This is a genomic window from Moorena sp. SIO4E2, assembly GCF_010671945.1.
In the GTDB taxonomy this organism is placed as follows: Bacteria; Cyanobacteriota; Cyanobacteriia; order Cyanobacteriales; family Coleofasciculaceae; genus Moorena; species Moorena producens.
The window spans coordinates 1-6,610 of the sequence record NZ_JAAHIE010000250.1 but is presented as its reverse complement, the minus strand read 5'-3'; the positions used below and the strand labels follow the sequence as shown (position 1 = coordinate 6,610).

Below are 6,610 nucleotides of genomic sequence, written 5' to 3'. Positions count from 1 at the left end.
TTCCTTCACGTTTTCCTTCGAGTAAACCAAGTTTATGTCCTTTTTGAATTATCTTCTGATAAATTACAGACTCTTGCATCACGTCCTCCGGAAATAATTCTGTGATCAACCTTTGGTCAAACCGCAAGCCAGCTAGTAACTGGGTACAAGCGGATATGTTAGTAAAAGCTAGTGGTTCTTCAATCCTATCGACTGCTGCCGCCACTTGCTCTAATAATCTGTTGGGAGACTCACTGAATGCTAAAGTGGCAAAAGGCAATAAGGCGGGATTGGCCAAAAATTGCTCCGGGTCTTGCTCCCACATCCTGATTACTCGATAGCGATGACTGGTATTACTCTCCAGCAACTGGTTAGTATAAGCTTTGGATGAGGTGGTGAACTTGAGAAATATCACCACCTGCTCTATGGGACAGTTATACTTTTCTTTGAGTCTGACCCAATACTTGAGCATCCGCAATGGTAGGGATGGCTTGGAAGCTGGCAGGGTTTGAAATTCCCACTGTAGGATTTGGTTAGCGGTTTGCAGCAGGGTCAAGGAATCGGCGTGAATCGGTTCAGTATTTAACTCAGTTTTGAGCACCGATATTTCAGTAACTTCAATATCATGAAGCCACCTGACCAAATCAGCTGGGTAGTTTTCGGCGAGATATTTACATATATTATCGTAAGCCAAGGTAGTTATCTGTGGTTAAGACTACCTGGCCGAGTTTACAGGATTTGGTCAAAAAAAGCGATCGCATAAGCGCGGAAGCTGAGGCCGTAGGCCACGCTTTGCGAACGCTTCATCGCGTTCGCGTAGGGGCTCTTTGAGAGCATCGCTTTTTTTATTGCTGATGGGATGCCAACCACACAGCTATATCGGTGACGGTCTCAAAATCCAACAACGCCTCGCTCAACTCCTCCAATTGAGCAACAGAAAGCTTTTGAATCCCCTGTTGTAGCTGGTCTGAAACACTCCCAAACCGACGGGTCAGTTGACGTATCACGATTGAGTAACCTTCCTCTTGCCTTCCTTCACGTTTTCCTTCGAGTAAACCAAGTTTATGTCCTTTTTGAATTATCTTCTGATAAATTACAGACTCTTGCATCACGTCCTCCGGAAATAATTCTGTGATCAACCTTTGGTCAAACCGCAAGCCAGCTAGTAACTGGGTACAAGCGGATATGTTAGTAAAAGCTAGTGGTTCTTCAATCCTATCGACTGCTGCCGCCACTTGCTCTAATAATCTGTTGGGAGACTCACTGAATGCTAAAGTGGCAAAAGGCAATAAGGCGGGATTGGCCAAAAATTGCTCCGGGTCTTGCTCCCACATCCTGATTACTCGATAGCGATGACTGGTATTACTCTCCAGCAACTGGTTAGTATAAGCTTTGGATGAGGTGGTGAACTTGAGAAATATCACCACCTGCTCTATGGGACAGTTATACTTTTCTTTGAGTCTGACCCAATACTTGAGCATCCGCAATGGTAGGGATGGCTTGGAAGCTGGCAGGGTTTGAAATTCCCACTGTAGGATTTGGTTAGCGGTTTGCAGCAGGGTCAAGGAATCGGCGTGAATCGGTTCGGTATTTAACTCAGTTTTGAGCACCGATATTTCAGTCACCTCAATACCATGAAGCCACTTGACCAAATCCCCTGGGTAGTTTTCGGCGAGATATTTACATATATTATCGTAAGCCAAGGTAGTTATCTGTGGTTAAGACTACCTGGCCGAGTTTACAGGATTTGGTCAAAAAAAGCGATCGCGTAGCGTGGCCATAGGCCAATCCCTTAGCGGCTCATAAGCGAGCATCGCGTAGCGTGGCCATAGGCCAATCGCTTTTTTTGTGATTGGGCTTTTGGTCTTTTTGGCTTCCCCCTGAAATAAAAATCTGCTCTATCTCCCCCTCTTCCCCGCCTATCTCCTCAAAAGAATTGGTAGTCTTACCCGACTAGGCTAGGTAGAAATATAGTCATCAAAAATTGGTTTTCTTGTAGCCCACCAATATTGGATAGTATTACCAGGCCACAAAGCGAATACTCTGCCATCTTTATTTTGATACCAGCTCATACAGTTTTCTTTTGTCCACACCCTTTTTGCCATAGTTTTCCATAAATCCTGATAATAACGTCTCATGGCTTCCTCCTTCACTTCCAGAGATTTCCAGTCTTCTGTGAGCATTTTATTCAAGCAGCCAATAATATAATTAACTTGGCACTCTACCATTAAAATAACCGAGCTATGACCCAAACCAGTATTCGGTCCTAAAAGACTAAAAAAGTTAGGGAAATTGGAAACAGAAATACCAAGATACGCTTCTGGTTCGTTGCCCCATATCCCCGCTAGACTCTCTCCGTTGCTACCACGTATATCCATTTTTTTGTAGGACAAAGAGTTAAATCCTGTAGCATAGATAATAGCGTCAACTTTATAGTCTTTTCCTGGTTCGGTTACCAGACTATCAGCCGTTATTTTATCTATCTTATCTGTAATCAATTCTACATTCTTTCGGTTCAGGGTTTGATAAAAGTCGTTATTAATTAAAATTCGTTTACAACCTGGTTGATAGCTGGGCATCACCGCATCCCGTACTCGGGAGTCAGCAATTTCCTGGTGTATGCGTTTTTCCAATTGTTTTCGCAGGTACTTACCGAGAAAACTTCCAGTAATGAATAGGGGAAAACTGATTAAGTCATTACGTAAGTATAGTAATCCCCGGTGGAGTTGCATCAGAATAGGGAAGTTCTTAAAATACCATTGCATCTGGGCTGAATAAGTCCCATCGTCTCGCTTAGTAATCCAGTTAGGAGTTCTTTGAAAAATCAATAGTTGTTTCACTTTTTTGGCAACTTCTGGGATAAATTGAACTGCACTCGCTGCAGTTCCTACAACTGCCACAGTTTTATCAGTTAAATCAAAGCTGTGATTCCATCTAGCTGAGTGAAACGAGACTCCTTTGAAGGTTTCCAAGCTACCCAAATTCGGTAGTTTGGGTAAATTTAAACCTCCCCAGGCACTGATCAGTATGTTAGCTGTTATAGTTTTATTATCAGCTGTGTCAACATACCAGAGGCAATTTTTGGCATTGAAATGGGCGCTAATAACCTCTTGATTAAAACGGATATGGGGATAAATATTGTATTTACGTGTGCAGTGTTCTAAGTATTTCAATATCTCTGGCTGAGAGGGATAAACTTGGTTCCAATCATATTTCATCTCAAAAGAGTAACAATATAAATGAGCGGGAATGTCACAGGCACATCCTGGGTAGTTATTATCCCGCCAAGTCCCTCCAATTCGAGAGTATTTTTCTAGAATAATGAAAGGTATTTTGGCTTTTTTAAGTTTAATAGCCATGCAGATACCAGACATGCCGGCACCAATAATAACTACTTGCATTTTTATTATTTTTATGTTATGATTACTGGTGATTATTCGTTTTATTGTTTAGTTGGATAGTTCCCAAAACGCGATAATCGAAGTTTAGATAAAAATCCCAACCAGCAAAGGTCAAAAGTGAGTATTCAGCTATCAGCTATCAGCTATCAGCTATCAGCTATCAGCTATCAGCTATCAGCTAATGCGCTACTTGAGGTGCTTTTGAATAAAACAAGTAAGCATTGGAATAATGCTGAGTAAAGTCACCTCCCAGCGTCGTTCGCACAGCGTGGCCATTCGCGTAGCGTGGCCGAAAGGCCAAGGCCAAAGCCTGTGCCACAAAACTGACGGCTGACGGCTGACGGCTGACGGCTGATGGCTGAATGCTTACGGTCAAAAAAATGCTACCATTAAATAATATAATAAATATCAAAAAAAGCAATTATGGGGAGCCTTGAAGGCAAAGTAACCTTAGTCACGGGTGCCAGCCGTGGTATTGGTAAAGGAATTGCGATTGGCCTTGGAGAGGAAGGTGCTACGGTATATATTACCGGTCGTAGTCTAGACAGTTCCAATGTCACAGAGGGAGTTTCCGGTAGTCTTCGGGAAACCCAATTAGCTGTGCAAGATGCTGGTGGTATTTGTATTCCGGTAATGGTAGATCATAGCGACGACCAACAAGTGCGCTTACTCTTTGAACGGATTCAAGACGAGCAGAAGGGACAACTGGATCTGCTGGTCAATAATGCGTTTTCAGGAGTGCAGGCATTGAAAGAGGGATACGAAAAACCATTTTGGGAATGCGTTGACAATCTTTGGGATGCTGTCAATGATGTCGGTCTCCGCAGCCATTATATTGCCAGTGTTTTTGCAGCTCGACTGATGATTCAGCGTCAGCAGGGGCTCATTTGCACCATCTCATCCTGGGGCGGCATGTCTTACATCTTTGGTGCCGCATACGGGGCGGGTAAAGCCGCTTGTGATCGACTTGCTGCGGATATGGCTGTTGAACTGAAGCCATATAATGTGGCATCCCTTTCGATTTGGCCAGGCATAGTTGGTACCGAGCATATTTCCAGTTTGGCTTTGCAAATGGGAGAAGATAAACCACGTAATCAGCAAAGCCAAGTGATCTCTCAAGGCTATAATTGGGAAACTCCTTTACTAACAGGGCGCGTTATTGCTGCCCTTGCTGCAGACCGAACTGTAATGCGCTTTACAGGCCGTGTTCGAGTTGTCGCAGAACTGGCTGAGCACTATGGTCTCTTCGATAAAGACGGGTTACGTCCGGTATCACTACGCTCTCTGCGTTTTATAGCTCCAATGTTTTGGCCACTATTAATAAAATATGCGTCGCTGATACCTAACATTAATATACCCTGGTTTTTATTACTATGGGGAATACTCCAATCTCCTAAAATTTAACCGATAGCAAAAATTGAGAACAATTAGATGAGCAATCTCCATGGAGCTGTGGTAATAATCACCGGTGCCGCCGGTGGATTCGGTCAGGAATTGACTCGACAATTATTAGAAGCTGGTAGCCATTTGATCCTCACCGATCTTGATGAAACTCTTCTTAAAGAGCGTGCCGAAGCTATTCAACGGGAGGTTAAAACTGGGGATATACTTGCTCTTTTGGGGATTAATCTTTCTGAACCTGACGGATGCGAAACCCTTTATCGTCAGGTTAAAGACCTGGGAATAGAAATCGATATTTTGATCAACAATGCTGGCATTGGGCTTTTTGGTCGCATGGACGAAGTTCCTGGAGAAACATGGGAAAGGCTGATGCAGGTAAATCTGCTGGCACCAATGCGGTTGAGTTCTCTATTTGCCGCTGATATGATTAGGCGTCGCCAAGGTCACATCGTTAATATTTCCTCTGCTGCTGGCTGGATAGCACCCGCTGGCATGGCTCATTATGGTGCTAGTAAATTCGGGTTGCGAGGATTCAGCGAAGGGCTTTTAAATGAAGTTAAAATTTACAACGTCAAGGTTACAGCTGTTTATCCCTTTTACAGCCGTACTCCCATTCTTCAGTCGGAACAGTACGGAACCCTTGCTAAAGAAAATCAGGGGTTGCCGGACTTTATAATAACTGATCCGGCTAAAGTCATGGGCAAAACGATTCAAGGAATCATTGATGATAAACCTCAGGTTTTTCCTGATCGAATGGCAAAAATTATCTCAGTTATTAAACGTTTTTTTCCCCAATTATTAAACTGGATTCTTAATGGGTTCAATCGGAAGCCAAAAGCCAATGTATAGGATTTATATAGCAAAGGAAACAGCGGATCATCGGAGTAGGGAGTAGGGATAAGCAAGGGTTGGGTTTGGCGAGAAGCCCACACTTACTAGGGTATGAAGTGTGGGAGCATGGCACTGAGCTTGGATGTGTACGCATCCGGTTTATTGTTGATGCTCAGCCAACCACACAGCTACATCGGTGACTGTCTCAAAATCCAACAGCGCCTCGCTCAACTCTTCCAATTGAGCAATAGAAAGCTTTTTAATCCCCTGTTGTAGCTGGTCGTCAACACTCCCAAACCGACGGGTCAGTTGACGTATAATGATTGAGTACCCTTCCTCTTGTTTTCCTTCGCGTTTTCCTTCCAGTTTTCCTTCACGTTTTCCTTCCAGTAAACCCAGTTGATGTCCTTTTTGAATGATCTTCTGATAAATTACAGACTCTTGCATCACGTCCTCCGGAAATAATTCTCCAATCAACCTTTGGTCGAACCGCAAACCGGCTAGTAACTGGGTACAAGCGGATATGTTAGTAAAAGCGGATGGTTCTTCAATCCTATCTACTTCTGCCGCCACTTGCTCTAATAATCGTTTAGGGACTTGCATGTAAAAAAAATACCAATTAAAGTAGGGTGGGCAAAGTTATCTTATCTATAAGACTCATTTGAACCAAAATGTTTTTGCCCACCCTACAAGCTAAAATCTGGTATTTTATTTTTTGGCTACTCCCTTAGGAGATTCACGCTTATGCCAGAGTGGCAAAGGGCAATAAGGCGGGATTGGCCAAAAAGGGGTCAGGGTCTTGCTCCCACATCCTGATTACTCGATAGCGATGGTTGGTGTTAGTATCGACCAACTGGTTAGTATAAGCTCTAACACTATCGACGGCGCTGTTGCAATTTGCGATAAACATCCCGTACATCAACCTGATGGTAAGCCATAGCAACTAGGCTGTGGTAGAGCAAGTCCGCTACTTCAGATGCGATCGCATCCGGGTCATC

At 43.6% G+C, this 6,610-nt stretch carries 9 protein-coding genes; 3 read left to right on the top strand and 6 right to left on the bottom strand.

The annotated features are described in order from the left end of the window. On the bottom strand, positions 1 to 673 hold a 673-nt coding region (locus tag F6K37_RS22575; protein WP_287252272.1), incomplete at its 3' end, for an RpnC/YadD family protein. A gap of 11 nt (positions 674 to 684) precedes the next feature. Between F6K37_RS22575 and F6K37_RS22570 the strand changes: the two genes are divergently transcribed. Then, entirely contained in the window at positions 685 to 810 is a 126-nt protein-coding gene (locus F6K37_RS22570) for a hypothetical protein (RefSeq protein ID WP_287252270.1), read from the top strand. Between the two features lie 14 nt (positions 811 to 824). On the opposite strand, the gene F6K37_RS22565 is transcribed toward F6K37_RS22570, so the two are convergent. The 3 genes from F6K37_RS22565 to F6K37_RS22555 form a co-directional block, all read right to left on the bottom strand. Further along, entirely contained in the window at positions 825 to 1,682 is an 858-nt protein-coding gene (locus F6K37_RS22565) for a DUF4351 domain-containing protein (RefSeq protein WP_287252268.1), read from the bottom strand. A gap of 255 nt (positions 1,683 to 1,937) precedes the next feature. Further along, positions 1,938 to 3,380 (bottom strand): flavin-containing monooxygenase, encoded by a 1,443-nt coding sequence (locus F6K37_RS22560; RefSeq protein WP_287252267.1) that lies wholly within the window; start codon positions 3,378 to 3,380, stop codon positions 1,938 to 1,940. 178 nt (positions 3,381 to 3,558) lie between these two features. Next, positions 3,559 to 3,756: a hypothetical protein gene (locus F6K37_RS22555; protein WP_154659970.1), complete on the bottom strand. Its 198-nt coding sequence runs from the start codon at positions 3,754 to 3,756 to the stop codon at positions 3,559 to 3,561. A gap of 47 nt (positions 3,757 to 3,803) precedes the next feature. On the opposite strand from F6K37_RS22555, the gene F6K37_RS22550 reads away from it, so the two are divergent. Together F6K37_RS22550 and F6K37_RS22545 are read left to right on the top strand one after the other, a co-directional pair. Beyond that, a complete protein-coding gene (locus F6K37_RS22550) occupies positions 3,804 to 4,784 on the top strand; it encodes an SDR family NAD(P)-dependent oxidoreductase (protein WP_287252265.1) in 981 nt (326 codons plus the stop codon). Between the two features lie 27 nt (positions 4,785 to 4,811). Next, positions 4,812 to 5,630, top strand: a complete 819-nt coding sequence (locus tag F6K37_RS22545) for an SDR family NAD(P)-dependent oxidoreductase (protein WP_287252263.1) — start codon at positions 4,812 to 4,814, stop codon at positions 5,628 to 5,630. A 141-nt stretch (positions 5,631 to 5,771) separates the two neighbouring features. Here F6K37_RS22545 and F6K37_RS22540 read toward each other — a convergent pair whose 3' ends face one another. Both F6K37_RS22540 and F6K37_RS22535 read right to left on the bottom strand, forming a co-directional pair. After that, positions 5,772 to 6,215: a DUF4351 domain-containing protein gene (locus F6K37_RS22540; protein ID WP_287252261.1), complete on the bottom strand. Its 444-nt coding sequence runs from the start codon at positions 6,213 to 6,215 to the stop codon at positions 5,772 to 5,774. A 272-nt stretch (positions 6,216 to 6,487) separates the two neighbouring features. Continuing rightward, positions 6,488 to 6,610, bottom strand: a 123-nt coding sequence (locus F6K37_RS22535) for a pyrophosphohydrolase domain-containing protein (protein ID WP_502887768.1), incomplete at its 5' end; no start/stop codon positions are given.